1 pseudogene is annotated in these 230 nt (G+C 37.0%); it reads left to right on the top strand.

The annotated features are described in order from the left end of the window. Positions 1–45 precede the first annotated feature (45 nt). Positions 46–230 (top strand): annotated as a pseudogene (locus tag ASU35_RS19865) (ISL3 family transposase); the annotation flags it as partial.

Here is a 230-nt window from a genome sequence, read left to right as displayed (position 1 = left end):
CATCACCGTAGGGTTCAGGACTTACCAATTTACGGAAAAAGAGTAATGCTTGACATTAATCTTTATGAATTTAATTGTGTCAATCCTGAATGCCCTATAACATCATTCACGGAAACCTTTGAGAACTTTTTGAATAATTACAGTTATATGACAGAACGCCTGGTTGACCTAATGACAACTCTGGCACTAGAAACCAGTTGTGAAAGCTGTGCCAGAATTCTAAAATCGAT

This window comes from Acetivibrio ethanolgignens, assembly GCF_001461035.1.
Classification (GTDB): domain Bacteria; phylum Bacillota; class Clostridia; order Lachnospirales; family Lachnospiraceae; genus Velocimicrobium; species Velocimicrobium ethanolgignens.
The sequence above is the reverse complement of the archived record's forward strand: the minus strand, read 5'-3'. Positions and strand labels throughout refer to the sequence as shown.